Source organism: Paenibacillus sp. GCM10027630, assembly GCF_042676305.1.
In the GTDB taxonomy this organism is placed as follows: Bacteria; Bacillota; Bacilli; order Paenibacillales; family NBRC-103111; genus Paenibacillus_S.
In genome coordinates this window covers 69,991-96,711 of sequence record NZ_JBHTGY010000047.1, presented here as the reverse complement: position 1 = coordinate 96,711, position 26,721 = coordinate 69,991, and the positions used below count along the sequence as shown (strand labels likewise).

The window sequence follows — 26,721 nt, the reverse complement described above, 5'->3', positions numbered from 1 at the left end:
ACGGACCTGCCCTTTAATTTGGGCATTAGCCTCTGACAAGGAGCATCTGTACCGCATACAATAAGATGTTTAGATTTTGGCGGAATTAGGTATTTAGAGAAAGGTGGACATTATGCGCACAATCAAGGGCAAAGCCTTTATCAAGAGCAAGGACAAGGTTAAAGTGAAGGTTTCAGGTAAAGCTCCAGGTAGTGGAATCGGCAAAGCTCAAGGCTATGTCATAAGCAAATGGAAGAAAACAAAAGTGTTATTAAAGAAGCCCGAGATGAGAATGTATATTCCAGATACAATGAAATTATCAAGGGCATCGCTCCGTGAGCTGCTGGGGAAATATAAAATGGTTTACATTAAGCCGGATAAAGGGACCTATGGGAATGGAGTTATGAAAGTGGAAATGACTTCAATAGGTTCGGAGGAAGACGGGGAGAGCTTCCGCTATCAGAATGGTTTGGATGTCAGGAGCTTTACAAATTTTGAGGATCTGTATAATTCCATTCTTAAACGTACAAAAAATAGACTTTACTTAGTGCAAAAGGGTATCAATCTGACAAAATACCGCAATCGACGTTTTGATATCCGTGTTATGGTACAGCAAACGCCGCAAAAAAAATGGGAGACTACCGGCGTAATCGGCCGTGTGGGTGATCCCAGAAAAGTGGTCACGAACGTTCACAACGGAGGAAAGCTCAAGCCAATAGAGACCTTATTGTCACCCTATCTGACCGGAAATGAGAAGCGTAAATATATTGCTCGTCTTAATGCACTTGGCTTGAAAACAGCTCATCAGCTGCATTCCAGATTTCGTCGTCTTAAAGAAATAGGCTTGGATGTTGCGCTGGATGAACGCCTGCATCCGTGGGTGCTGGAAGTCAACACTTGTCCGGATCCGTATATATTTTGCAAGCTGAAGGATAAGAGGATTTTTAGAAAAATTCATCGTTACGCCAAAGCTTATGGCAGATTTTGAGTGACACGGTCAGATACGCGGATTATTGGCTGGCCCTTGACGGCTGGCCTTCCGAATTCTAAATGAAGGGATGAGAAACGAAAAAGCAGTAAGAAGAGCATTGACAACATACATACTCCATGAGAAAATGAACGCGTGTACATAAATCATTTGTTTTCAAATTTTATCCTATAAAGGGGGGACATCCTTATTGTAACCAGAAAGGAAGTTGCTGAGTTAGCGGGAGTATCCGAAGCTACTGTTTCGAGGGTATTCAACGGCATAGGTCCGATGAAAGAAGAAACGAAGCAGCGGGTGCTGGAAGCAGCGAAGACCCTAAACTATCATCCCAATGCGATTGCTCAGAGCTTTGCCCGCCGCAGAAGCGGTAACTTGGGCGTTGTGCTTCCTTATGTTCCTAAGGTTCATCTGTTTTCAACCTACTATTTCTCAGAGGTATTAAGCGGAATAGGCGCAAAAGTAAAGGAAATGGGCTACGATCTGCTTTTGATGTTCCGTTCACAAGATGAAGATAGCGATTACAATGATGTTTTTCGTTCGCAAAAGGTAGACGCATGCATTATTCTGGGCGCTGCCGATACGACACGCGAGAGGCTGCAGCTAAAGAAGCTGGAAGAGGGCGGGCATCCGTTCTGTTTGGTCAACCAGCACTTCTCAGGCGAGCGGTTCAATGAGGTGGATGCGGACCATACAGCAGGCAGCTACCGTGCTGTGAAGCATTTGCTGGAAAAGGGATACAGCCGAATAGCTTTCTTAAACGGCTCTTCGCAGTTTTCCAACAGCGGGGATCGTCGGCAAGGATATATCCAAGCTATGCGGGAATCAGGGATGGAGCCGGAGAAGCTGGCGCATTTGTACTATGAAGGCAATTATAGTCGCACAAGCGGATATCGTGCGGCTGCTGCAATATATGAGCGTCGTCAGGAGATCGACGCTGTGTTCGCTGCGAACGATCGGATGGCGATCGGGCTGATGCAAGGGCTGCGCGAGCTGGGCTGGGAAGCCGGCCGCGATGTGGCTGTAATTGGCTGCGATAATTCCGACGCAGCCCGAGTAACGGATCCACCGCTGACGAGTGTAGCGGTGCCATTCTATGAGATGGGCAGCCTGGCGGCACAGCGGCTGCTGGAGCAGGTGAACGGTGAGCCAGGGGGATTTCAGCTCAAGCTGGAAACCGAGCTCATCATCAGGCAGTCCTGCCATAAATCATAGTGAAGGAAATCTATCCAGGAGTCCTTTCGACGATTTAATCTTCGTGAATACAAATTCATGGGTTGCTTTCGTCGAACAGACTCCTGCCACAATATGATAGGAGGAGAATTGGGATGAAGCAGATCAATGTTGGAATGGTTGGTTATAAGTTTATGGGCAAGGCTCATAGTCATGCTTACCGTGATTTACATATGTTTTTCCCGAAGTCATCGCGTCCTGTGATGAAGCTGATATGCGGCCGCGATGAAGCGGGTGTGGCCCAGGCGGCCGAGCAATTCGGCTGGGAAGGGTACGTAACCGATTGGCGCGAGCTGCTGAAGCGGGATGATATCGATCTGATCGATATCAACGCTCCAAGCGATGCGCACAAGGAGATTGCCTTAGCCGCGGCCAAGGCTGGCAAGCATCTATTCTGCGAGAAGCCGCTTGCGCTGACGCTTCCCGATTCGAGGGAGATGCTGAAAGCTGCCGAGGAAGCGGGCGTCAAGCACATGGTAGGCTTCAATTACCGGTTTGCACCTGCGGTTCAACTCGCGAAGAAGCTGATTGACGAAGGTCGCCTCGGTCAAATCTATCATTTCCGTGCATGGTTTTTGCAGGATTGGATCGTAGATCCGAACTTCCCTCTTGTATGGAGGCTGCAAAAGGAGATTGCCGGCTCAGGCTCACACGGCGATCTGGGCGCACATTTGATCGACTTGTCACATTATTTGATTGGCGGTATGACGGAGGTTATCGGAATGAGTGAGACGTTCATCAAGGAACGTCCATTGCCGACCTCGATGACAGGACTCAGCGCCAAGGGCAGTAAGGATGCGCCCAAAGGGGCTGTAACCGTCGATGATGCGACTCTGTTTATGAGCCGTTTTGAGAATGGTGCGTTGGGCAGCTTTGAAGCGACTCGTTTCGCTCCGGGGCATCGCTGCACGAATTCTTTTGAAATTAATGGAAGTAAAGGCAGTGTGAAGTTCGACTTCGAACGGATGAACGAGCTTCAGGTATATTTTACGGACGATGCAGAGGATGTACAAGGATTCCGTCGGGTGCTGGCAACCGATCCGGCTCATGCTTATATGGATGCTTGGTGGCCGGCTGGTCATACCATAGGATACGAGCACACTTTTGTCCATGAAGTCGTTGAATTGATGCAAGCTCTGGAGGAAGACCGCCAGCCTGTCCCTAATTTTGTAGATGGTGTTAAGTGTCAGGAAGTATTGGAAGCTGTCGATCGCTCGATTGCGGAGCGCCGTTGGGTCAAAATAGACGAAGTATAAAGGAGCGTACAGCATGAAAAAAGCATTGATCGTGCAAGGTGGATGGCAGGGCCATGAACCGAAGGAAGTATCGGAAATTTTTCATCGTATTCTGGTGAGTGAAGGATTTGAAGTTGAGGTATCCGATACGTTGGAATCGTTTGCAGATGCAGATAAGCTGTTGGGGCTTGATCTGATTGTACCTTCATGGACGATGGGTGAAATCGACAAGCAGTGGGCAAAGAATGTAACCGCTGCCGTGCAGAGCGGAGTCGGAATTGCGGGTCTCCATGGAGGCATGTGTGATTCCTTCCGCAATAATGTGGATTGGCAGTTCATGACTGGGGGCCAATGGGTGGCGCATCCGGGCAATGACGGAGTTGAATATGTAGTAAATATTAAACAGTCTTCAAGTGCAATTTTGGCGGGAATTGAAGATTTTACAGTAAAAAGTGAGCAGTATTACTTACATATCGATCCGGCTGTGGAAGTGCTGGCTACAACCCGTTTTCCTGTCGTAGAAGGACCTCATTCAACAAATGGTGCCGTCGATATGCCGGTTGTATGGACGAAGCGCTGGGGTGCTGGACGCGTTTATTACTGCTCTCTTGGACATAAAGCAAACATTGTTGAAATGCCGGAGGTTACGTTAATGATGCGGCGCGGCTTTTTGTGGGCAGCGGAAGGCAAGACAGCCTCCAATGGCGTTGTTAGAGATATTAAATATTCGGGCATGGGTGACAGCAACTAACTTAAGCTTTTATAAGCTGGTATGAATCTGCAGGAATAATCAGTAACGAGTAGGATAAATGGGAGGAACCAATCATTATGGAGAAAGTAAGAATCGGTATAATCGGCTGCGGTAAAATCAGCAGTATTTATTTTAAAAATTGCAGAGCCTTCTCCACGGCTTTGGAGGTTGTGGCTTGCGCAGATTTGAATGTAGCCCGCGCACAAGCGAGCGCTGAGGAGCACGGAATCGCGAAAGCTTATACGGTAGAAGAGCTGTTGGCGGATCCGGACATCGATCTGGTTATCAATTTGACGATTCCAGCAGCGCATGCGAGCGTCTGCATTCAGGCTTTGGAAGCGGGCAAGCATGTGTATGTAGAGAAGCCGCTTGCGGTTACTCGTGAGGAAGGACAGGAAATCTTGGCCGTTGCCAAACGACAGGGCAAGCTTGTAGGCAGTGCGCCGGATACATTCTTGGGCGGCGGAATCCAGACCTGCATCAAGCTGATTGAAGACGGCTGGATTGGTACTCCAGTCGCAGCCTCCGCGTTCATGATCGGAAAAGGACATGAGCATTGGCATCCCGATCCTGAGTTTTATTATGCCCTTGGCGGCGGTCCTATGTTCGATATGGGGCCTTATTATTTGACTGCTTTGGTTGCTATGCTGGGACCTATTCAACGTGTTACCGGTTCAGCTAAAATTTCTTACCCGGAACGTACCATCACAAGCGAGCCAAAATTTGGCGGCAAAATTAAAGTAGAAACACCGACGCATATCGCCGGTGTACTTGACTTCCATAACGGAGCAATCGGTACGATTATTACAAGCTTCGACGCCTTCGGAGGGTCCCAGCTGCCGCGGATCGAAATTTACGGCAGTGAGGGCACCCTCAGCGTTCCCGACCCGAATACATTCGGAGGGCCCGTGAGCGTTAGACGCTGGGATTCGAAGGAATTCAGCGAAATTCCTTTGACACATGGTTATGCGGATAACAGCCGCGGTTTAGGCGTACTGGATATGGCATTCGCCATACGTAATGGTCGCACTAACAGAGCAAATGGTGAGTTGGCCTATCACATTTTGGAAGCGATGCATGGATTCCATGATGCTTCGAAGGAAGGCAAGCATTACATTATGCAAAGCAGCTGCGAGAAACCGAAGCCGATGCCGGGCAATCTGGTTAAGGGCATTTTGGACTAATCATTTTATACCGAATTTACTAAAATAGAAAAGCCACAGCAAGCCGAAGCAGATTCCTAAGAAAGTGGATTCTGACTCACGGCTCTTGCGTGGCTTTTTTTAGTTAAAAATTGCAGATTTTGATGGAGTGAAGTTTCCCGGGAGGGGGGCTCAGCCAGGTGTCTCGATTGTTGCCAGATGTTCTTTTAAGGAGGTAATCATTTGATTGTGCAGTTCTTCTCCGCTGTGCTGCCAGATCATTTCAAACAATACGCCCAATCCGGGCAAAACCTGCTCTTGTCCACCTATGGAATCTTCAACCACGCCAATTAATTCTTCATCATTTTTGTCTGAAATACGCTGAACGATCGCCTGTCTCAGGTTTAAATTCATGGAAGTTTCCTCGCTTTATCGTCTCTTGGTTTATGGCTTCAAAAGTGCTTCAATCAGATGCTTTTCTACTTAAATTAATATGCACCAAACGGTTGGGCTTCATGCTGAGTAATGATGGATTCATTTTGTGGTATACTAGTAATTATGTTGTCAGGTGGTAACCTTAAGCTTTGGTAATGAGGGGATGATGTTCATGAAAAAGCAATTTGCAGTTATCGGGATGGGACGATTCGGATCTAGTGTTGCTAAAACTTTGCACAGCCTTGGTTTTGAAGTGCTTGCCATTGATAGCAACGAACAGCGAACACAAGAGGTTTCCCATATTGTTACACATGTGGTGCAGGCGGATTCAACGGATGAGGAAGCACTTCGGGCCTTAGGCTTGCGTAATTTTGACGTTGTTGTAGTTGCCATTGGGGAAGACATTCAGTCGAGTATTTTAACAACTATTATTTTAAAAGAATTGGGCGTACCTAAAGTTGTGGTCAAGGCTCAAAATGAGCTGCATGGCAAAGTAGTCAAGAAAATCGGTGCGGATAAAGTGATTTATCCTGAGCGAGATATGGGTCAGCGGGTAGCGCATCATTTGATTTCTTCTAATATCATTGATTATATCGAGCTCTCAGAGGATCATAGTATAGCCGAAATTCGGGCAACACGGACTATGGTTGGTAAAAATCTGCGACAGCTTGACATCCGTGCCAAATACGGCTGCAACGTGATTGGAATTAAAACAGGCACTCATATCAATATTGCTCCCCAAGCAGAAGATTTGATTAAGGAAAATGATATCTTAATTATTGTAGGTAAAAACGAAAATTTACAACATTTCGAAATAACATTTACGGAGTAGCTAATAGATATGACAAAGCAGGAAGTTCCGATCATCACCTCCGTCCAAAATCCCCGAGTCAAGGGATGGACACAGCTGCTCGATAAGAAGGGCAGAGAAAAGCAAGGGCAGTTTATCATTGAAGGTGTGCATCTCGTGCAGGAAGCGTTAGCATCTGGAGCTGCTATAGATACATTGGTTTACGCCGGTGAGCGACTCCGCGAGCTGCCTGCTGGAATGCTGGAGCGGGCAGCGGCTGTAGGGATCGAATGCTTGGCGGTAACAGAGCCGGTACTGAGCAAATGTACGGATACGTTAACGCCGCAGGCGGTGTTTGCCGTGCTCCGCAAGCTCCATTGGGAGCCGGCAGATTTGCTAGAGTCGGGTGTCACGCCCGGACTTGTAGTAGTCATTGACGGGATGCAGGACCCGGGAAATCTGGGTACCATTATTCGCAGCGCCGATGCGGTTGGTGCAACCGGAATCCTGCTGGGTAAAGGAACCGTAGACTTGTATAACCCCAAGACCGTACGTTCCACGATGGGGTCTATGTTTCATCTGCCTATCGCTCAGGGCGATTTGCAGTTGGTTCTTCCCGAAGCGGCTGCACATGGAGTCGCCGTTATAACGACGAGCCTGCAGGGAGTATCGGATTGCTACGAGTTCGACTTTCGCCAGCCTGTATGGTTCGTAATCGGCAACGAAGGGCAGGGCGTCTCACCGGAGGTAACAGCCTTAACCACCGAGCAAATTCGCATCCCGATGCAGGGCAGAGCGGAATCGCTTAATGCGGCAATGGCGGCAACTGTAGTGTTGTTCGAAGCTATGCGGCAGCGGATGTTTCACCAAACAATAATTTGTGTAACTATGTGAGTTGTAATTCAATTTGTCACCGTTTGGAACGTCATTTGTCATAGATTTGGAACGTAATTTTGTCACTACTTAGACTAGTCCCGATGTGGCTTAAAGCCTTGATACATCGGGATTTTTTATGTTTTAATAAATTATGATTTCTTGCGAAAGTTTAATAAGTCTGGAAATTATTTGGAAAAAGTTGATAACCCGTGGTACATCACTTCTTACAATTTAATAAGAACCAAAATGAACGGAGTTACGCGGTTTTACGACTCTTTTTTTTCTAATTTATGCTGAACCATCACAAAACTAAACCATTACCCCTCCCCAATCTATTGTTGCAGAACTTTTGCGTCGGACCACAGACTAATTTACATCATTTTTTATAGTAGAGCTTCTTACATCCGAGGGAGATACATTCGTTGTGCTGCTGTTTGTAAAAAAAACTCCATCCGCATGCCTGATGTAATACCCGTATGCAGGAAGGTCGCCCCAAAGATTGGACTCGGGATATTGGCCAAGAGCATATTCCGGCGGATTTCCCGGCACCGATGTTTTACCGCCTTTGTAGGTTATATTGACATTATCGAAATAAATATTTTTTATTCTGTATTTGGTACCGTCCGACATATTTGCGCCTGAAATCGGAGAGCCCCACGTATTTTTCATGTTTTTCCCGATAATATTCTGGAATTTGACCGTATCCATGGTTCCCGTTTTAGGTACATCATCTTGGGTAGTACGGTCGCTTCTCTTCCCTAGGATGACAAAAAAAGGATTTCCTGCATTTTGAACGTCGATATTCTGGAATGTGATGTCTTTTACATCCGCCCCATCGACGGACTCGACACACATAGCGCAATATTTTACATCCTTGATCATGATATCCTGAAATTTAACGTTTTTGAAAGCTCCGTAACTGGCAGTTCCGAATTTTAATCCGTTTGTACTGGAAGCCGTTACATTGGAGTTCTTGACGAGTACGTCCTCTACTCCGCGACGCTTGCCGCTCTTGATGCAAATGGCGTCATCCCCGGTATTCACCGTGACGTCTTCAACCAAAACATGCTTAGAATCAACAATATCAATGCCGTCCCTATTACTTAATATATTGACATGTAAACTCAAATTCCTTAATGTCAAATAATCAGTTTCTGCAAGCACCACGGTCCACATACCTGATTTCTTGATGTATAAATTTTGGATCGTTACCATGCTGCTTAGTACGGTATAAATGGCTGAGGGTCTTTGAGGCTCCGAGCCGGTTGTAAACGAGTCGCCATTGCCATCGATGTTGCCGCCTCCGTCAATTCTCACATTCTCAACGTTGTTTACATAAATTAAAGCTTTATTGACATTCGAGTTGGGCCCCAATTGGGTATTGTAAGTCAGCGGGTGGGTGTCCGGATAATCCGAGATGGAGGTACTGCCTTTTAAGGTTGCCGAATAGTCAATGTATAATGTCATATTACTCTTGAGTTGGATCATCCCCGACAAAAAAATGCCATCATGCAAATAAACCGACCCGCCCGTGCCCGCAGCAGCGTTAATGGCTGCCTGTATGGCGGCAGTATCCTTAGTTGAGCCGTCTCCTTTAGCCCCATAGTTTTTCACATCAAATACCGGTGATGGCGGTCCTCCGATAAAAGTGGACTGACTGTATACCTTGACATTGTCGAAATAAAGCGTTCCGGTATCACCTGAATTGATTCTGAAACCTGCCTGCCCGACATTGTTGGATGCGTACAGGAAGTTAATGGAGCTTACCTTTCTTATTCCGTCTACGAATACGTCATACGTATTGGCAGTGGTATCCAGCACCACTTTGATAATGTACCATTTATCAGCATCATAGGGATCAATATTGGTTAAGGTCCCGTTATTGTTATACGCGATATTACCGTTCGAGAAAGCTACAGAAGCTATTTTATTTCCGTTGCTGTCATAAATATTAGGGATGTATCGAACCCCATTATTTTCTGTCGTTTTTACTTTTGCCTCAACCGTCACCTTGCCGCTTAAGGAGGAAAACCATCTGGTAGCAGCGGCGTCGTTCGATGTTGAGCTTTTGTATATTTTCACGCTCTTATCGGTAGGGAACGGTACTTCCTGAACGGTAACCGTGCCTCCCGAGGTGTTCGGGTTCCAGCCGGACGGCGCAGCTCCCGTTGTATTTCCGTTAAAGTTATCATTAACCGTATAACCTGTCGCGGAGGTAGGGAAGTTTGCCGGCGGTGCTGCAGACGTCACTGTCACCTTAGTACTTTGTGGGGATTCGCTAGCTTGTCCTCCTGTATCGACAAATACGGAAGATACTTTATAATCGTAGGTAGTGCTTGGTGAAATGTTGTTGTCGATATAGGTAGCGATTCCAGGCTGGGATTGCCCGACATAATTAAATTGTGTGCTTCCCGCATCTGCCCTGTATATACTGTATTTTGTCGCGCCGGAAACCGTAGTCCATGTTAAGGCTACCGAAGTGCTTCTTACCGTTCCCACTGAAAGTCCTTGCGGCACCGGTAGGGAAGTATCCACGATTACGGTAGTGGTTCCCGCAGCCTTAACCATATACTCACTTGGGTAAAAGCCGAACATCATACTCGCAATGATCAGTACCTTGATCAAAGGATGTACAAAGATTTTCATCCTCATCATTCTTATCATCTCCCATTCACATTGTTTTTTAGTGCAATTTGAGCTGCAAATTAATCGTAATGGAGATGACTGCTGGTGTATATTTACATGTTTTAATGTGATATGCAAAAAGAAAAATAGGTGACTTTTACAAAGGGAACCAAGCTTGACTATCCGCATGTGACTTCCGCTAAGCGAGCTTTTAGATATAATGAAAATAAATCAGGATAGACCGATCCCTTGAGGAGGTATTATGAGAATTAATTGGCGCAACCGTTTGCTGCTTTCTTATCTCCCTGTTTTTTTTATTGTCGTAGCCATACTGATTCTCATTTTCTTTATGTCCATGAGTGAGTTCTCGAAAGAGGAGGCAAAAAAAGCGAACGAAATTTTTGTGAAACGCATTCTTGAAACACTCGACTCTTCCCTCATTTCGATAGATCAAACGATCACTAAAGAAGTGATGTCTAACGAAAAGTTGGAGCTTTTCTTCAGAAATGATTTCTCAACAAGCAAGTACTTCAATGATTTTGAGGCATCGAAAGTATTGTACGATCTGCTGCGGTATGTCCCATTGATCGATTCGGTTTATTTGTATCGCAATTCCGATCAAAAATTGCTTACGGAAAAATCTTCACCATCGATGGCTGAATTTGGGGATCGCAAATTTTTGCTGCATTTGATACAAGACGGTGTTCCGAGGCGAAATACCGGTTTGCGAATGTACAAAGAAAATGAAGAAGTCCAAACCAGTAAGCCTGTTGTGACTCTTGTCAAAAGGATGATGCCACCGTTTGGAAATGAAGGTTATATAATAGTTAATATTCGATTGGATTCACTTAGGCAGCTCGTCCAGCCGATGCTTGATTCAAAGATAAGCCAAATTGATGTCTTTGATCAGGATGGATTGTTTTTATTCGGCAACAGCGGAAGGATGGCGGATACAACCGTACAAGCCTTTCCTTTCCCTTATACGAAGGTGACTTCGGATTACACGAAATGGGTGGGAAATAGTAGTTTCTCAGACAAGCATTTGTTCGGATTATTCTCGGTATTGAGTTATGTGTGGATGAGCATTGGAATGCTTACCCTATTAGCCGGAGGTTTGTGGGTTTTTTATATTACACGTAAAAACTACAAGCCGATCGAAATGATTATGAACCACATTTACAAATATTCGCAGAACGGCAGTAATCTCGCTTTTGCGGGAAAAACGGATAGCGACGAGTTCAAGTTCATTGAGTCAGGCATCGATAATTTAATTGAGCAGTCGATACATTACAAGAAGCAGAATGAAGAAAATCAAGTATATCGAAGCAAGCATTTCTTTCAAGAATTGCTCGAAGGCAACCTTATGGACGATCCTTCGAAGTGGGCGGATGAAATTCAGCATTATGGCTTGAGAGGGGATTCCGAAGGTTTTGTCGTCATTGTGGTGGAAATGGATAAGTATTCAGAATTTATTAGAACCTATAACATGAAAGATCAAAACCTTCTGAAATTTATCATAAGCAGCGTTTTGAAGGAAGTTTGTCAGAATCATGCATGTGTGGTATGGGCGGAATGGATCGATGCGCATCGGTTGGGAGCGTTGTTCCCTATTGCCAATAGCATAGAAGACAACGATAAGATGCATATGGTTGGAGAAGAAACCATTCGTTGGGTGGCTGCCAATTTACCGTTTACGATTACGATCGGCGTCAGCTCCCTCGCCCGTCGAATGGAAGAGGTTCCGGATGCATACAACGATGCGCTAGAGGCGCTGCAATACAAATCAACGCTCGGAAACAACCGGTTGTTGGAGCATAACCAAATGGTTAGACAGCCAATTTACAAGGACATGTTCAAAAACCTGCAAAGAATCCGGGCTATTACCCAATCGTATCGTCTTGGCGACGAAAATTGGAAGCAAGAATATGCCAAGATGTTTGAAGAGATTCAGTCCGAGCCTATCCCCAAAGACGAATTAATTAGCATGATGAATTATATGACCTACCAAATGTACCGCGAATCGATGGAATTATCCGAAGAATTGCATCAGGTTTGGGAGCAAAGTTTGCCTGAATACAATGCGATATTGGAGCAATTCGATACAGTGGCGGAGCTGGACGCGCGCTTTTATGATGTGCTGAATCGAACGGCCGAAGATATGCGCCGCATCCGTGAAAGCAAAACTCATTATCATCTAATTGGCGATATGAAGGCGTACATCGAATCGCACTTTGCCGATCCCGACCTTAGTCTAACCTCGCTAAGCGATCAATTCGAATTGCACCCCAACTACTTAAGCCGGCTATTCAAAGAAGAATTCGGCGAGAAGTTCATTGATTACTTGACCAAAATGCGGATAGAGCAGGCCAAGAAGCTTCTGACGGGAACGAATCTTACCATCCAGGACGTATCTGTTCAGGTTGGCTATACTTTACCGGTATCATTCATCCGCGTATTCAAAAAGCATGTCGGAACCACCCCGGGTGATTACAAAAAAGGGATGTTAGCTTGATTTTGCTTAATTGCATACTCTGTCACAAAAAGCATACTGCCCTCTTTTCAAGGCTTAACGACTCCTTATTGCGAGGAAACGAGCCGAGAAAGGAGGTTTTTTGTTTTTGCATATCGCCTTAAAACATATCTATGTACGCCTCTGGCCACTCCCGTTAAGATGGATTTGCGAGCAGATGATTTTACAAACGAAAGAGAGGTGATTTATTCTTATGAACACTGTCCATCCCCTTTTGTCTGAAGACGCTATGAAGCATGCGGACATGAACGTGAAACTGCGCAGGAAACGGATTATTAAACAAAACATTCCTCTCATGGCCATGTTCTTGCCCGTCATCCTGTTTTATCTCGTATTCAAGTATATCCCAATGCTAGGTTTAGTCATTGCATTCAAGGATTACAACTTTTTTGACGGGATAGTCGGCAGCGAGTGGGTTGGCTTCAAGCATTTCAAATATTTGTTTGAAAACGCCCATACGCGGGACATCATCTACAACACGATGCTTCTCAGTTGTCTCCGTGTTTTTCTAAGCTTTCCTTTTCCGATTCTTCTCGCTATTATGCTCAACGAGGCACGGAGGCTGTGGTTTAAAAAAGCGGTGCAGACGCTGGTCTATCTTCCCCACTTCCTTTCGTGGATTATCGTCGGCGGCATTGTGGTGACGGTATTTGCTGAGCAATCAGGCGTTGTTAACGGTTTGATGAAACTGACCGGCCTTCCTAGCTATGCCTTCCTCTATCATGAGGTTCCTTGGATGTCGATCTTCATCGGATCGAGCATATGGAAGGAAGCCGGGTTTAGCGCCATCATTTATTTAGCTGCGCTCACCATGATCGATCCGAGCTTATATGAGGCTGCAAATATGGACGGAGCAGGAAAATGGCGGAAAATTTGGCATGTTACGCTCCCAGGTATTCGCCCTACGATTGTGTTAATGCTCATTTTATCGATGGGTCATGTTATGGAGGTCGGATTCGATCATGTATACGTGATGCAAAACCAGGTTGTTTCCCAAGTATCCGAGGTAATCAGCACGTATATTTTCAAAATAGGGTTGCAAGGAGCTAACTTCAGTGTGACCGCGGCAATGGGTTTGTTCGAATCGCTGATTGGGATTATTCTAGTAGCAGTCACTAATCGAATTGCCCGTGCCTTTGATCAAGGACTTTGGTAGAAAGGATGGATCGTTATGAACGACACAAAGGGCGAATCGCTGTTTTATGCGGCCAATTATATCATCTTGACTTTAGTGGCACTCAGCTGTCTGCTGCCGATCATCAATATTGTAGCCGTTTCACTCAGCAATCAGAACGCGGTGGCATCCGGATTCGTTTCGTTGTGGCCCATCGGCTTTAACTTGGATTCATATAAAGCTTTACTCAAAGGCACCAACATTCTCCGGGCCTTTCAGAACAGCTTAGTCATTACGCTGGTCGGCGTGCTGCTCAGCATGCTGTTTACCATCATGGCCGCATATCCGTTATCGCGCAAATATTTTTGGGGCCGCAAATTTTTCACTATGGCTATGGTGTTTACCATGCTGTTTAGCGGCGGGCTGATTCCAACGTTCTTACTTGTTAAGTCGCTGGGCCTTGTCAATTCGTATGGCGCCCTATGGCTTCCTGGACTTATTAGCACGTACAACATGCTTGTGATGCGTACCTTTTTTGAAAACATTCCTGCGGAGATGGAGGAAGCGGCCCGAATTGACGGCTGCGGAGAGCTGAGATTGCTTGCACAAGTCATATTGCCGCTTTCTTTGCCGGTTGTCGCAACATTAGGGCTGTTTTACGGGGTCGGTTTTTGGAATGCATTTATGAGCGTGCTCATTTACATTAATGATACGAAGTTTTTCAACTTGACCGTTCTCGTTCAGAAAATGGTGCAAAGCCAGCAACTGCTGCAGCAAATGAACAATTTGCAGCCCGATGACGTGGAAGCGGTTACTCCGGACTCCATCAAAAGTGCAGCCATCGTTGTCATGATCGCGCCCATGCTGGCAGTGTATCCGCTTCTGCAAAAATATTTCGTCAAAGGAGTGATGATCGGCTCCATCAAAGGGTAGCATGCTCGGTCAATATTAAGCACAAAAAATGATGATAACCACTAAAAAATTTTTCAGGGAGGCAAAACAATGTTCAGTCGTTCGCAAAAATGGGTGTCTGTACTTGCAGTAACCGCTTTGTCCAGTTCTTTGCTCGTTGGTTGCGGAGATGGAGATGGTAAGACGGAACAAAAAAAATCGGATAACGGAAAAACGGCGGCACAAGGGGAAGCTAGGGGAGCAGCAACCGTTTCCCTTTACGATCGGGGACGTGTTCCTGCGGAAGAAGGCACGATGGATAAAAATCGGTGGACCGATTGGGTCAATACAAACGGCCCTACAAATGTGAAATATGTATTGATTCCAAGAACTGATTCCATCACCAAGTTCAATACTTTATTCGCTTCGGGGGATGTCCCGGACGTCATCAACGAGTACGAACCGCAATACCGCGATCTGTTGTATCAACAAAAGCAGCTGCTGCCACTGGATGACTTAATTGACAAGTATGCGCCTAATTACAAACAACTTCTGGCACAATATCCTCAATTAAAAAAGGCGGGAACGAAACCGGACGGCAAGCTGTATGAAGTTGGCCGTTTGCAGGGAACGATGTCCATGTACTCCCTTATTATTCGTGCCGATTGGCTGAAAAAGCTGAATTTGCAAATGCCGCAAACACCTGAGGACCTGTTTAAGATCGCCAAAGCGTTTACTGAACAGGATCCTGACGGCGATGGAAAAAAGAATACGTACGGAATATCGCTCGCTTCCGATAGCGGCATGGGGATCAGCAAGATGTATGGCGATGTCGGCTGGGTCGTGAAGGATGGAAAATTCGTATACGATTGGGACCGGGCGAAGGCAAGCAACGAATTTAAAAAGCGGCTGTTTGACGAAGGGGTAGTGGACAAAGATTACCTTACCGACAAAAACGGCGAAAAGGCTAAGCAGGACTGGCTTAGCGGTAAGCTGGGGATGTATGTGATGCAGCATTCCCAGCAGCTTAATCCCGGCTTGAACAATTATCAGACGCTGAAGAAAAATGTTCCGAGTGCAGAAATTTTGCCAGTACCGCTCCCTAAGACGCAATTCGGCCAATTCAGCATGAATTTCCTCAACCCGGCGCAAATGACCACCGTCGTTTACCGGGGAGCGAAGGATCCCGTAGCCGCCATCAAATACATCGATTTTATGGCGTCCAAGGATACCGCTAAAGTCATGAAATACGGTTTGGAAGGAAGCCATTGGAAGCAAGAACCTAACGGCTGCCCGATTCCGGTCGATATGGAGAGAAACAAAAAAGAGCTCGTTTACGTACCCGATCTTGCTATGCAAACTTCGCCGGACCTGGTAGGGGCTTGTAACAAAACGGAGAGCTCCTTCGATCCGAAGATGCCGGACCACCAGGCATATTTGACCTTTATCAAGCAAGCGCGCGAAGCCTATGAAACTCCGGAACGGCCAATACCTGATTTAACTCTTTCCGAGCACATGCCGACGTTGCCGGCGGATCTTGCCAAAATCAACACGGATCTTACCCAGCAAATTAGCGGGTTTTGGGCTAAGTCGATAGTCAGCGGATCGGCTTACACGATCGACAAGGCACTTTCTGACGCGAAGTCGGTATGGGAGAAAGGCGGCGGCAAGCAATTGGAAGATTGGTATGCCAAATGGTATGTGGACAACAAAGACAAGGCGTTTCTCACCCAGGACATCTATAAATTTTTAAATAAATAAACATTTGATTACAGGACCCCGAAGATGTGTTTTCAATCTTTGGGGCCTGTACTATCATCACCCAATTTGAAGGGAGATCACTATGAGCTATAATGTGAAACATTTTGGCGCCATTGGAGACGGACATACACTGGATCATGAGGCAATCCAATCCGCTATCGACGAATGCAGCCAATCCGGCGGTGGTATGGTAGTTGTCCCGCAGGGAACTTATCTTTGCGGAACGATTCATATCAGGTCGAACATATGTTTACATCTGGAGATGGGCGCCGTTATTCTAGGGGCTGATGATCCGTCCCACTATCCTGAAATTTGCAAGACTCCTTACGGAAACTTGCCTGGACAAATTCAAGCTTTGATCTGGGCCGATGAAGTGGAAAACATATCGATTACCGGACAAGGGATCATTGATGGCGGAGGCGCCAGCCCTCTGCCTCCTTCCGTGGCTGCCGGGGTGAAGTTTCGGCCTGCGCTCATGTTTTACCGGGGTTGTAAAAATGCGAAATTTCTGGACATTACTTTGCAGTATTCTTGCTTTTGGACGTTGCATCTGATGCGCTGCGAGGATGTTATGGTACGGGGAGTCACTATCCTCGCCGACATGGGTCGAATCAATACCGATGGGATTGATCCGGACGGCTGCAAAAACGTCATTATCAGCGACTGCAACATCAAAACCGGCGACGATTGCATTGTAATTAAAAGCACGGAAGGTGACGTGTGCGAAAATATTACAGTTACCAACTGTATCCTCAGCTCCCGGCATGCTGCTCTTAAAATCGGAACGGAAGCGATCGGACCGATTCGCAACATCACGTTTAATAACTGCATCATCCATAATACAGATGTGGCGCTTGCGCTTTACATGAAGGATGGCAGCGTATATGAGAATATGGTAATCAGCAACATGGTCATTGAAGCACGCAATGAATTTCCGATTTTACTGGACATTACTCCCCGTTATTACAAGGAACCGAAGGCTGGACGCATCCGGAACATCACCTTTGATAACATTACCGTATCGGCGAAAGGGCGCTGCTATATCGAAGGAGTTCCTTCGCAGCCCGTGGAGAATGTACGTTTCCGCAATATCATATGGAACGTATCCGGTCCTTGCAATTTGACGGATCCGACAAAACCGCCGGGAGCCCGACGCGTTGAACTCGATCCGGATAGGATCAATTATACCGTTCATCCATACCAGTTCATCGCTGTGCATGTTGATGGTTTGCTTCTGAACGATGTCTGCATCCGACATGAACAGTCGGACAGTATTTCCGACCGGGGTCGCCTGTACGCTGATCATGTCCGCAATTTGACGGTGGACCGTATGGATTCATTTGACGCACCAGCCGGATTGGAGCCGGTGATGATCCGGCAGGATGATGAATCAGGCGAGAAGAGGGCGAAATAGATGAGAAAGAAGAGAATATCAAGCATTTTACTAATAGTCGCTATGTTAGTAGGTATGATGCCTCAATATGACTTGGGCTCAACGGTCGTGCAAGCGGCAGGGGCGGACAAAATCTATCTGAATGAAAATTTTAACAACAGTACTCATTTTCCGACAGGTCAAGCACCTAATTATGCGGATTGGTCCTCGGCAGGCAATGGCGTAGCGGATACTAATTTCTGGTCAACCACTACGACAGGCGGTTCGGTAACGGTGGAGGATGTTCCCGATTCATCCAACAGAAGTGTAAAAATTAACAGGACCAGTACTTCAAGTACGACCAAGGCGGAGTCATCCTTAGATTTTACAAGCCAACCGTTAAAAGGCTTAGTCATTGTTGAAGCCAGCATTATGTCTAGCGGTACTATGACCGGAACCCAGGTTGCACCTTATATAACGAATGGGGCCGGCTCGTCCATAGTAAAGTTGCAATTGAACGGCGGAAAAATAAAGGCCAATAGCGGATCGACCCAGCAAGATGTACAAGCCTTTACTCAAGGCACATGGTATGACCTCAAAATGGTAATCAATACATCCAGCGATATCTATGATCTGTATATTAACGGAATCAGCAAATTAACCGGACAGGGCCTGGCAGCTGCGTCGGGCGGGTCAGTAGGAAAAGTCACCTTTAAAATGGATACAGGAAACAACACCGGCGCCATTTACTACGACAATTTAAAAGTATATACAACAACGCCTACGGCTGTAGTAACCGGTTTAGCTTTTGATTCGGCTACCTACAACGTTTATCAAGGCGATGTTTTTAATGCTGTAGTTCAAGCCGTTTATTCAGATAATAGCAAGCAAGTGTTAACGAGCGGGAATGTCTTTTCATCCTTAAATCCGACAATTGCGTCCGTTGATCCATCAACAGGGGGAGTTACTGCTCGCAATCAGGGTACAACGCAAATCTCGGTTTCAAATAGCGTATACGGTACCCCTGCATCGGCAACGGTGATTGTCAATCCGCTTCCGGCTCTAACGGCACCGACTGGGCTCAGCGCAGGTACAGTGACGGGCACATTGCTGCAATTGAATTGGTCTGCGTCGTTGAATGCGGCCAAATACTATATATACAGGGCAGCTGCAGGAAGCGGGCTGTATAGCAAAGTCGGAGAGTCGACAACAACCACTTTTACGGATAATACCGTAGCGGCAAGCACAGCGTATGATTACATCGTTTCGTCCGTATTTACGACTACGGGAGGGCAAGTGATCGAATCGTCTCAAAGTCCTAAAGTAAGTGTCGAGACACCGGCGGCATCAGGGTTTATTGTCAATGACGACTTCAACGGAGCTGCAACGGGACGGGTCCCGGCCGGGTGGACCAGCACGAACGCGGGGTCCGGAACGGTAACTGTAGCGGAAGTTCCTTCCCCAGCGGACAAAAGCTTGAGCCTGAACGTCAAGAGCAAAAGCGATGCCGCCCAAGCCGACAATATATTTCCGGGAATTACCGGGAAAGTGGCGATAGAGGCCAGAATTATGACGAATGGAGCGCAATTCAGCGTGTCTCCATACATCTACAACAATAAAGACAAGGCTGTGATGAAATTCGGACTTAGAAACGGGTATTTCGTTGCGATCGGCGCTTCCCAGCAAATCAATACGCAGCCTTTCGTCCCGAACCAGTGGTATAACATTAAAATCATCGTGAATACGAACGCCAACACGTATGATCTTTGGATCGACGGGGCTCAGCAAACGGTGGACAGGTCGGACCTGGTCACTCCTTTTGACGGTACAACCAATATTACACGGGTTATGTTTAAAGCGGATAATAGTGACTCATCCACAAGCTATGTCGATAACTTTAAAGTATATACGCTGCCTCCTGCTCAAATCACAGGAATTAACTTTGACCAACGGGCCTATACCCTTTATGAAGGGGACACTTTTAATGCGAGAGTGAATACAGTTGACACGGACGGAGCCGCTCAGAATGTAACAAGCAGCAGTACGTTTGCATCCTCCATGTCCAGCGTTGCCGCGATTGACGGAACAGGGAAAATTACGGCTATCCGCGCAGGGACTGCACAGCTGAATGCATTATATACAGTAGGGCAAAGTGTGTACCAGGTCCAGGCCACTGTGACCGTAAACTCTATTTCGGCCCTAACTGTCCCTCAAGGACTTAGCGTAGGGGCTGAATGGAGCACTTCCATAACATTAAACTGGACCCCTGCGGCTAATGTTACGAAATACAGCATCTACAGAGCGAAAGCGGGAGATAGCCGGTACAGCTATGTCGGACAATCTCAGCCAGGCATTGCCGCATATATCGATAACAGCATATCGCCTAACACCGCTTACGATTACAAGGTATCCTCCGTGTTTGATACTCCGGGAGGACAAGTGATCGAATCTGCGCAAAGCAGTAAAGTCACTGCCACTAGTGCGGCTCCGCCTGTGAATTTCCCGATAGCAGCTACGGGTTTTACGGTCAAGGATGACTTTAACCGCGATAAAAAAGGAGATACACCGAATGGCTGGGTAGCAGATACATCCGGCGGTACTGTGAGCGTGCAGGAAGTCCCGTTCCCGGTCGATAAGAGCGTCATGATAACTAAAAGCACTGGAACGAATGCGGCAGCTGCTGCAAGGAAGTTCTCATCTTTAAACGGAACAGTGACCATAGAAGCTAAGGTTAAAGCCATGGAGACAGCCGGAACCAAGTACATCCCATACATCTATGACGGTAACGGCAATACGATAGCGGCCATAGCATTCAAAGACGGGAACATTGTATACAACAAAAACGGGTCGTTGACCAATACAGGAGTATCTTTCAATGCGGACAAATGGTATATCGTTAGGGCGGTGATCGATACAGGCGCCAGTAAGTATGATCTTTACATTGACGGAATGAAAAAAGTAGGCGGAATCAGCCTTTTGGCCCCGGCTTCGGATGTAGGGAAAATATCCTTCGGCATCGACGCTGGCAATACCGGCACGCTTTACTTTGACAATGTTAAAGTATACAGCCAGGCAACCTTCATCGGAGGGCCGCCGGCACCGGTATTCGATGTTAAAAATTACGGCGCCATAGGAGACGGCCTGACGAAGGACACAGCTGCGATACAAGCTGCCATCGAAGAGGCTGCGGGCACCGGCGGATCGGTTTACTTACATGACGGCATATTCCTTTCAGGGATGATCCAATTAAAGAGCAATATGACCCTTTATATTGATTCCACGGCTACCTTAAAGGGCAGCTCGTCCACCGCCGATTATCCGGACACGAATCCGCTTACTTACAATACACAATTAGGTCCTGCAGCCAATTGCAATAAAGCGCTGATTTATGCGGATCATGTGGAAAATGTGACCATTGATGGTGGAGGAACCATCGACGGAAGCGGCGACTCCTTTGCCGTAGGCAGCGAACCTACAAGGCCGATGGCTATTTATACCGTACTTAGCAGCAACGTAACCATGCAAAATTTATATATTAAGAAATCCGGCATGTGGACCGTTGTCAATGCGGAAACCGATTATCTGATTATTAGAAACATCTACTTGGATGTGAAGCTGTCAAGCAACAGGGACGGTTTTGATATTGTCGATTCCCATCACGTATTGATTGAAGAGGTAACGGTAAATACCGGGGACGATGCGATATGCATTAAAAGCGGTAAACGCCGTGGAGTTGAGGACGTGCTCGTCCGAAATTCCAATGTTACCGCTTCGGGTACAAACGGCTTGAAGTTTGGAACAGCCAGTTACGGGGCGTTTAAAAATGTCCGGTTTGAAGACATCATGGTCAAGGGCGTTAAATACTGCGCCATGTGCGTGGAATCGGTTGACGGAGCAGACGTATCCAACATTACCTTCCAAAGAATTGATGTTCAGGATGCAGGCAACCCATTCTTTGTCATTCTTGCTAAGAGAAGCGACCGTACGACAAAAGACGATAAAGCTAAAAAGGGAACGATGGATACGGTTCGGTTCCAGGATATCATCGGAAAAAATATGAACACGTCCTGGGCTTCTCCGATATCAGGCGCTAACATGTCGGATGGTACCAACTACCGATTAAAAAATATTTATTTCGACAATGTGAATATGACATACAAAGGCGGAAGAACGACAGTGCCTGGAAATCCGCCTGAATATGCGCTCGGACAGTATCCCGAATCGAATATATGGGGAGATCTGCCGGCCTATGGTTATTATGTCAGGCATGCAGATGGAGTACTTTTTACAAACAGCACAACGAATGTATCTCCTTCGGATGCAAGAGAGCCTGTAATGATGGTGGATACGTTCAATTCAACAGGTATCGTGCTGGGTACGACAGGGTACAGCCTCCATGTTGGTGAAGCTCGGAATATTAAAGTTACGCAAAGCTATGAAAACGGAGATACTTTGGACGTAACAGGTTCAAGTACTTTTGCATCATCCGATACAAGTGTAGCGACAGTGGATGCTTCGGGGAAAATAACAGCAGTCCGCGCAGGAAGCTCGGTCATCACAGTTACCAATCGCGTATACGAGGCCGTGGCTAATGTGACCGTTTTGAACGATTTGGTGCTGAGCAGCGATGCTGCATTAAGAAGTCTCATCGTCACTCCAGATATACTGACACCCTTATTTGATAAGGAAACAACCAATTACACAGCAAATGTCGGTTATGCCGTAAGTGCTGTAACCATTGCTCCAATCGCCAATTCCGCTTATGCTGCCATAGCAGTTAACGGAGTTTCGACCGAGTCAGGCGGTAATTACTCGGCGAATCTGAACTTTGGTGCTAACACGATATCCGTCGTTGTAACGGCACAAGACGGTACTACGAAAACGTATATACTTACTATAACCAGAAGGGCTGATAACAGCAGTAACAGGAGCTCCAACAACGAACCGTCCACTCAGACAGTGACAATAGACCCCACAGCTCCCAAAGTCACTAATGCTTCATCTGCTATAAATGTAGATGCAGTGCTGGATAAGTCGACAGGAACGGCAAAAGCGGAAATCTCCGCGGCCGATTTGAAAAATGCATTGGAAAAAGCGGCGGCGGATCATAATGGAGTGAAGACGGTAAAAGTTCAAGTGCCAAAGGTGGACGGTACTAAAGTATATGAACCCGTATTGCCCGCAAGTTATGTAACAAACGGAGATAAGACGCAAAAGATAGCAATTACGACTCCGTTTGCAACGATAGAACTGCCGGGTAATTTACTCAAGCCCTCCGAAGTATCGGCTTCATCAACAATCGCATTTCCTGTTGAGTTTGTGGTTAAGGAAACTATCGGGGATAGGCCCATACTGGACCTTCAAATGAAGGTTGACGGTCAGATAGTAAAATACGATAACCCTGAAGCTGCCGTTACGATATCGATACCGTTTAAGCCATCAGATCAGGAAATGAAGGACCCTGAGCATATCATCGTCTTGTATTTGGATGGGGATGGAAATGCGGTGAAGGTGCCGAATGGAAAATATGATACAGCAACGGGAATGGTTACTTTTAAAACGACGCATTTCGGCAAATATGCCCCCTCTTTCGATTATAAAACTTTTGATGATATAAGCAGCTACGGGTGGGCGAAAAAGCAGATTGAAGTGCTCGCTTCCAAAGGGGTTATCAGCGGAACGTCGGATATTACATTTTCGCCGGCCGAAAGCATAACAAGAGCAGATTTCCTTGTACTTTTGGTGAGAACTCTGGGAATTTCCGCAGACATTGACGGCAACTTCAGCGATGTAAGTAAGTCAGACTATTTCTATCAAGAGCTTGGCATTGCAAGGAAGGTTGGCATAAGCGACGGAATCGGGGAAAACTGGTTTAATCCACAGGATAAAATATCACGGCAGGATATGATTGTGCTTTGCGCAAATGCACTTCAACTGACACTAGGGTCTGGTGAACATGGCAGCACATCCGATCTTGAACCATTTAAAGATAAGTCCGATGTAGCTTCCTATGCAAAGGAAAGTGTCGCTTCCATGGTTAAAGGTGGCATAGTGACAGGAGACGGAAGCCGCCTTAACCCTCGTGGTAATACTACAAGAGCAGAAGCAGCAGTGATCATGTACCGAATCTTTAATAAGCAATAAAGGGTACGACAGAACAACTGAAGCACATCATGAATCCGGTTCGGATTGATGGTGTGCTTCGTTTTATATTACGAGGTGATCGAAGGCGAAGTGGATGGGGGAATGGTAATAGTACCCATGGGAGGTCCTTTGAGGTGAAGAGGTTATTGTGTTAAAGGAGAATGCGCCTGTCCCTGAATTCGGAGTAGCTACTCTTTATTATCGGAGTACGATAAACGCAATACCGCAGTATGGCGATACAAAGATATATACAAGACTGCATGCCTTTTTACGTCAAAAACGCAGCCCCGATGGAGCTGCGTTTACGAAAGGGATTTAGATTAAGCGTGTAAGGGTTTGTGTTTCGTACCCGTTCCAGTTGTTAGGTCTGTAGGATTTTTCTTGTGTGTGAACAGCTTGCGAAGGAAGGGCATCAGGTAATGGTCAATGCCGAATCTACCAGTGTTCGCACCTGCCATGAACAAGATCCCACCGATAAGAATGAACCAAGGATTCGTGCTTACGGTACCCGCGAACATGAACATGAAGTTCATCATGAGTCCAAAGAAGGCTGCCGCTGTAGTCAAAACACCAAGAATCAAACCAAGACCGACTAAGAATTCGCCGAGCGGAATCATGAAATTAATGATTTTAACATTCGGTAGAGCAAAGTGTTGTATGAATGCGGTGAAGGTCGGATAAACAAGTTCATTGGTTGCTTTGTCTATTACTGGTTTAGTAACAGCGTTATTTAAGAAGCCTTCGGCAGTAAATCCGCCCGTTAGCTTCTGCCATCCGTGAGTGAGCCATTCATATCCAAAATACAACCTTACGATTAGCAGGATACCTGCTGCATATTTATTTTCTCTAAGCCATTTTCCTAACATGCTAATCATCTCCTAAAAATAATTGGTGAAAATTTTCACATACTACACTAAAAAATAAGCTATATCTATTTCGGCTAAGAACGGGATCGTTTTTGTGATTTCATGGTATATCGTTCCCTTCGTCTTATAGGATGTTTACTTCCTCTCTACACCTTTAATGTACCATGTACTAAAGGATTATTATGTGATTTAAATCACAAAGTATAAATTATTTCGGTCTGGATTTTTTTGAGACATACTAAGGGTTTGGTGACAAAAGTGGGAGTTAATAGGAGCTTATGTATCCTTTTAGGGTCACATAAAGATTGCCTTTTTTTCTGTCTTATGCGGCAGATCAGTGGGCCATCTTTTTTTCTTTGCGTTGTGTTGGAGTATCCTTAATTTGATCTTACATCATGAATTGTAAAGGTCAAGGAACTGATGAATAGACAGCGTTACAGGTATAAGCTCAACAGGCTTCGTATTAGGAATTAGGAATACGGTTAAATCATCCCACCAGAAAGGAGAATTTTGTTTTATTGATTGTAACTCATAAAAAATTATTTTTTCATAATTAATCAAATTAGACTATTATATTCTAGAAGCCTACCTAATCCAACTAGTTAAGATACGGTGGGGGTCAATTTAAATCAGGCTAGGAGAACGTTATGGTCATTTTTATCATTAATTTTATAAATATCATTAATCAATTTGTCATTGCTGGAACTAAACCTGTTATCACCTTATATTCCTTTAAATTAGGGGCATCACCGACTGAAATCGGACTAATTGTTGCAGTTTTTGCATTTTTACCAGCAATTTTAGCTGTACATATAGGGAAGTGGATAGATAGGATCGGAATCAAAAATATGGTGTCTTTGGGATGCATTATCATATTTGTTTCAATACTACTTCCTTTGATATATACCAACATGATTATGTTTATTTTTTCTCAAGCGCTAATGGGCATTGCATTCACCTGCCAAGTGTTGGCTTTACAGAAGAGAGTAGGCAATGGCGCAGAAGACATAGATAAGCGAATCGCTACTTTCGGGCTATTTGCTTCATTTGGTGCTATGCTGGGACCTTTATTTAGCACTTACATGTATGAAAGATTAGGGTTTGCTTATTCATATGGAGTTAATGGCCTCCTAGTATTATTCGCTGTAGCTGCTATATATGTAATTAGCCGAAAACAGTGGGAAGTGTCAAAAGAAAAATCATGCTCACCCATAGAAACAAAATCAGATGAAAGTGTTTGGAAAATGTTGAAAAATAAAGATTTGCGAAACGCGGTAATCACTAGCGGATTGGCTATATCAAGTAAAGAAATCTTTTCAGCGTACTTTCCTTTGTTAGGTGAAAATATGGGGTTGAGTCCAACCATTATTGGTATCATCCTTTCCATAATGGGAGCCACATCCATGATTATTCGTATGGGCCAGCACTATCTTGTAAATCAATTCGGACGAGGCCATGTGCTAATGTGGTCACTATATATAAGTGGAATTATATATCTTTTAACACCAATTTCGTCTTATTTTTGGGTTCTTGCATGCTTAGTGGCCATATTAGGCGGAAGTCTCGGTTTGGGGCAGCCGCTTAGTCTGGCGTATGCTATTCAGGTCAGCCCTCTTGAGAGAAGAGGAGAAGTGCTGGGGATGAGGATTACATTCAATAGAGTATCTCAAACGTTAATCCCCGCCGTATTTGGGGGGATCGGTGGTGTTGCTGGTTTATCTATAATTTTTGTTGCAAGTGGTGTGATGCTGCTTTTAGGTGGTTATTTGACGAGACCTACTTCTGCTGCTACAAAGAAGGCTTAACGAGAGAAGCCGGAATCGACGGTTTGCTTCTTGTCTCTTTCCGCTATTTTTGAACAACGGCGTGCTTATTGAAACATTTGACCCTTGAATCTTTATCAACTTCAAATAAGCAACACTGTTTTCTAAACATTATCTTCTAAATTCATCATACACTTGGGTCGAACTGAGCTCAAAGGAGTTAGCCATG

Annotated in this window: 17 protein-coding genes; 14 read left to right on the top strand and 3 right to left on the bottom strand. The window is 45.6% G+C overall.

Annotation, left to right across the window (positions count from 1 at the left end; all coding sequences use genetic code 11):
* The first annotated feature begins 112 nt into the window (after positions 1-112).
* From ACFQ0C_RS23000 to ACFQ0C_RS22980, 5 genes are all read left to right on the top strand, one after another.
* A complete protein-coding gene (locus ACFQ0C_RS23000; protein WP_379369967.1) occupies positions 113-967 on the top strand; it encodes a YheC/YheD family protein in 855 nt (284 codons plus the stop codon).
* 183 nt (positions 968-1,150) lie between these two features.
* Positions 1,151-2,179 (top strand): LacI family DNA-binding transcriptional regulator, encoded by a 1,029-nt coding sequence (locus ACFQ0C_RS22995; RefSeq protein WP_379370017.1) that lies wholly within the window; start codon positions 1,151-1,153, stop codon positions 2,177-2,179.
* 113 nt (positions 2,180-2,292) lie between these two features.
* Complete coding sequence (locus tag ACFQ0C_RS22990) at positions 2,293-3,453, top strand: Gfo/Idh/MocA family protein (RefSeq protein ID WP_379369965.1); 1,161 nt, start codon at positions 2,293-2,295, stop codon at positions 3,451-3,453.
* Positions 3,454-3,466: 13 nt separating this feature from the next.
* Entirely contained in the window at positions 3,467-4,183 is a 717-nt protein-coding gene (locus ACFQ0C_RS22985) for a ThuA domain-containing protein (RefSeq protein WP_379369963.1), read from the top strand.
* Positions 4,184-4,260: 77 nt separating this feature from the next.
* Positions 4,261-5,367 (top strand): Gfo/Idh/MocA family protein, encoded by a 1,107-nt coding sequence (locus ACFQ0C_RS22980; protein WP_379369960.1) that lies wholly within the window; start codon positions 4,261-4,263, stop codon positions 5,365-5,367.
* Positions 5,368-5,517: 150 nt separating this feature from the next.
* Here ACFQ0C_RS22980 and sspI read toward each other — a convergent pair whose 3' ends face one another.
* Positions 5,518-5,739 carry a small acid-soluble spore protein SspI gene (gene sspI, locus ACFQ0C_RS22975; RefSeq protein ID WP_258214792.1) on the bottom strand — a complete coding sequence of 74 codons (222 nt, stop codon included), beginning with the start codon at positions 5,737-5,739 and terminating at the stop codon, positions 5,518-5,520.
* Between the two features lie 193 nt (positions 5,740-5,932).
* Between sspI and ACFQ0C_RS22970 the strand changes: the two genes are divergently transcribed.
* On the top strand, positions 5,933-6,592 hold the full coding sequence (locus ACFQ0C_RS22970; RefSeq protein ID WP_379369958.1) for a potassium channel family protein: 660 nt from the start codon (positions 5,933-5,935) through the stop codon (positions 6,590-6,592).
* A gap of 9 nt (positions 6,593-6,601) precedes the next feature.
* Positions 6,602-7,444 carry a TrmH family RNA methyltransferase gene (locus ACFQ0C_RS22965; RefSeq protein WP_379369956.1) on the top strand — a complete coding sequence of 281 codons (843 nt, stop codon included), beginning with the start codon at positions 6,602-6,604 and terminating at the stop codon, positions 7,442-7,444.
* A 348-nt stretch (positions 7,445-7,792) separates the two neighbouring features.
* On the opposite strand, the gene ACFQ0C_RS22960 is transcribed toward ACFQ0C_RS22965, so the two are convergent.
* Complete coding sequence (locus ACFQ0C_RS22960; RefSeq protein ID WP_379369954.1) at positions 7,793-10,081, bottom strand: glycoside hydrolase family 28 protein; 2,289 nt, start codon at positions 10,079-10,081, stop codon at positions 7,793-7,795.
* A gap of 232 nt (positions 10,082-10,313) precedes the next feature.
* Between ACFQ0C_RS22960 and ACFQ0C_RS22955 the strand changes: the two genes are divergently transcribed.
* The 6 genes from ACFQ0C_RS22955 to ACFQ0C_RS22930 all read left to right on the top strand — a co-directional run bounded on the left by ACFQ0C_RS22955 (position 10,314) and on the right by ACFQ0C_RS22930 (position 23,863).
* Positions 10,314-12,563 carry a helix-turn-helix domain-containing protein gene (locus tag ACFQ0C_RS22955; protein ID WP_379369952.1) on the top strand — a complete coding sequence of 750 codons (2,250 nt, stop codon included), beginning with the start codon at positions 10,314-10,316 and terminating at the stop codon, positions 12,561-12,563.
* A 211-nt stretch (positions 12,564-12,774) separates the two neighbouring features.
* On the top strand, positions 12,775-13,737 hold the full coding sequence (locus ACFQ0C_RS22950; protein ID WP_171655756.1) for an ABC transporter permease: 963 nt from the start codon (positions 12,775-12,777) through the stop codon (positions 13,735-13,737).
* A gap of 15 nt (positions 13,738-13,752) precedes the next feature.
* Positions 13,753-14,628, top strand: a complete 876-nt coding sequence (locus ACFQ0C_RS22945) for a carbohydrate ABC transporter permease (protein ID WP_379369949.1) — start codon at positions 13,753-13,755, stop codon at positions 14,626-14,628.
* A gap of 69 nt (positions 14,629-14,697) precedes the next feature.
* Positions 14,698-16,347 carry an extracellular solute-binding protein gene (locus ACFQ0C_RS22940; protein ID WP_379369947.1) on the top strand — a complete coding sequence of 550 codons (1,650 nt, stop codon included), beginning with the start codon at positions 14,698-14,700 and terminating at the stop codon, positions 16,345-16,347.
* Between the two features lie 82 nt (positions 16,348-16,429).
* Positions 16,430-17,761, top strand: coding sequence for a glycoside hydrolase family 28 protein (locus ACFQ0C_RS22935; RefSeq protein ID WP_379369945.1), 1,332 nt, complete (start codon positions 16,430-16,432; stop codon positions 17,759-17,761).
* Positions 17,762-23,863 (top strand): S-layer homology domain-containing protein, encoded by a 6,102-nt coding sequence (locus ACFQ0C_RS22930; RefSeq protein WP_379369943.1) that lies wholly within the window; start codon positions 17,762-17,764, stop codon positions 23,861-23,863.
* Positions 23,864-24,183: 320 nt separating this feature from the next.
* On the opposite strand, the gene ACFQ0C_RS22925 is transcribed toward ACFQ0C_RS22930, so the two are convergent.
* The gene (locus tag ACFQ0C_RS22925) at positions 24,184-24,729 is read right to left on the bottom strand and encodes a DoxX family protein (RefSeq protein WP_379369940.1); all 546 of its coding nucleotides are present in this window, start codon (positions 24,727-24,729) and stop codon (positions 24,184-24,186) included.
* 647 nt (positions 24,730-25,376) lie between these two features.
* On the opposite strand from ACFQ0C_RS22925, the gene ACFQ0C_RS22920 reads away from it, so the two are divergent.
* The gene (locus ACFQ0C_RS22920; protein ID WP_379369938.1) at positions 25,377-26,534 is read left to right on the top strand and encodes an MFS transporter; all 1,158 of its coding nucleotides are present in this window, start codon (positions 25,377-25,379) and stop codon (positions 26,532-26,534) included.
* Positions 26,535-26,721: the final 187 nt, after the last annotated feature.

Excerpts from the sequence above, each read along its gene's own strand:
- ACFQ0C_RS23000 (WP_379369967.1), top strand. The coding sequence starts at position 113 with ATGCGCACAATCAAGGGCAAAGCCTTTATCAAGAGCAAGGACAAGGTT.
- ACFQ0C_RS22990 (WP_379369965.1), top strand. The coding sequence starts at position 2,293 with ATGAAGCAGATCAATGTTGGAATGGTTGGTTATAAGTTTATGGGCAAG.
- ACFQ0C_RS22985 (WP_379369963.1), top strand. The coding sequence starts at position 3,467 with ATGAAAAAAGCATTGATCGTGCAAGGTGGATGGCAGGGCCATGAACCG.
- ACFQ0C_RS22980 (WP_379369960.1), top strand. The coding sequence starts at position 4,261 with ATGGAGAAAGTAAGAATCGGTATAATCGGCTGCGGTAAAATCAGCAGT.
- sspI (WP_258214792.1), bottom strand. The coding sequence starts at position 5,739 with ATGAATTTAAACCTGAGACAGGCGATCGTTCAGCGTATTTCAGACAAA.
- ACFQ0C_RS22970 (WP_379369958.1), top strand. The coding sequence starts at position 5,933 with ATGAAAAAGCAATTTGCAGTTATCGGGATGGGACGATTCGGATCTAGT.
- ACFQ0C_RS22965 (WP_379369956.1), top strand. The coding sequence starts at position 6,602 with ATGACAAAGCAGGAAGTTCCGATCATCACCTCCGTCCAAAATCCCCGA.
- ACFQ0C_RS22960 (WP_379369954.1), bottom strand. The coding sequence starts at position 10,081 with ATGATGAGGATGAAAATCTTTGTACATCCTTTGATCAAGGTACTGATC.
- ACFQ0C_RS22955 (WP_379369952.1), top strand. The coding sequence starts at position 10,314 with ATGAGAATTAATTGGCGCAACCGTTTGCTGCTTTCTTATCTCCCTGTT.
- ACFQ0C_RS22950 (WP_171655756.1), top strand. The coding sequence starts at position 12,775 with ATGAACACTGTCCATCCCCTTTTGTCTGAAGACGCTATGAAGCATGCG.
- ACFQ0C_RS22945 (WP_379369949.1), top strand. The coding sequence starts at position 13,753 with ATGAACGACACAAAGGGCGAATCGCTGTTTTATGCGGCCAATTATATC.
- ACFQ0C_RS22940 (WP_379369947.1), top strand. The coding sequence starts at position 14,698 with ATGTTCAGTCGTTCGCAAAAATGGGTGTCTGTACTTGCAGTAACCGCT.
- ACFQ0C_RS22935 (WP_379369945.1), top strand. The coding sequence starts at position 16,430 with ATGAGCTATAATGTGAAACATTTTGGCGCCATTGGAGACGGACATACA.
- ACFQ0C_RS22930 (WP_379369943.1), top strand. The coding sequence starts at position 17,762 with ATGAGAAAGAAGAGAATATCAAGCATTTTACTAATAGTCGCTATGTTA.
- ACFQ0C_RS22925 (WP_379369940.1), bottom strand. The coding sequence starts at position 24,729 with ATGTTAGGAAAATGGCTTAGAGAAAATAAATATGCAGCAGGTATCCTG.
- ACFQ0C_RS22920 (WP_379369938.1), top strand. The coding sequence starts at position 25,377 with ATGGTCATTTTTATCATTAATTTTATAAATATCATTAATCAATTTGTC.